Annotated in this window: 1 protein-coding gene; it reads right to left on the reverse strand. The window is 67.0% G+C overall.

The features are described from left to right. Positions 1-147 precede the first annotated feature (147 nt). Positions 148-830 (reverse strand): FUSC family protein (locus ACFSUD_RS19650; protein WP_386376195.1); only part of this gene is annotated, 683 nt, incomplete at its 5' end.

Consider the following 830-nt stretch of genomic DNA (forward strand, 5'->3'; position numbering starts at 1 on the left):
CCGGGCGGTTCGACAAGTTGACCCCGGAGGAGGCGCGGGGCAGCGATGTCCGGCGCGAGGATATGTAAACCGGAAGATGAGGCGTCCGTTCTGGACCCAGCCGCGCGCCTGCCGGGTGCGCGGCGCTTTCGCGTTGACCGGGCAGGGTCACGCCGGTTCCCGCGCGTCACCCCCTCGCCAATTCGTCAATGCATCGAGCAGCGCGACGGCACAGGCCGCCGTGAAGGCGCCGACCAGTGTCAGGACGATACGCGTGAAGGTGGCATAGGTTGCGTCCTGCGTGCTGAGCGCCCCGGCCACCAGAGCCAGCGTCACCGAGAAGGCATATTGATAGACCATGCTGGGATGGCGCCCGAACAGCATCCTCTGGCCGAGCCAGAGTCCGCCGAGGAAGATTAGCCCCAGCAGGATCGGCAGATGCGGCGACAGGACGAAAAGACCGAGGATCCCCATCGCCACGGCGCCGCCGAAAACGGTCGCCCGGACTCGCTGGAGCGCTTCGGAAAACACCGCGCGGCGCGTCGGAAAGACCAGGACCATGGCGGCGACCACGGCCATCATCATGTCCGAAGGCTGCATCACGGCGTAGAGCCAGAAGCTGAGGCCCAGCAGAACGCTCGCGCGGATCGCCGCACCGGTGACCGCATTGCCGCTGCCCGGCGTCGGATCATCCACGTGCTTTTCGCGGCTCCGCGCGGGCACCAGCAAATGAACCAGCGGGCCGATCACCAGCGTGACAAGCGCGGCCTGCAGGAACCCGTCGCGCAGGGTCTCGACCGTCGCGCTGCCGTGCATACCCATCACCGAGATCAGCACAGTGATCACCACGA

Source organism: Sulfitobacter aestuarii (assembly GCF_042685005.1).
GTDB lineage: Bacteria > Pseudomonadota > Alphaproteobacteria > Rhodobacterales > Rhodobacteraceae > Sulfitobacter > Sulfitobacter aestuarii.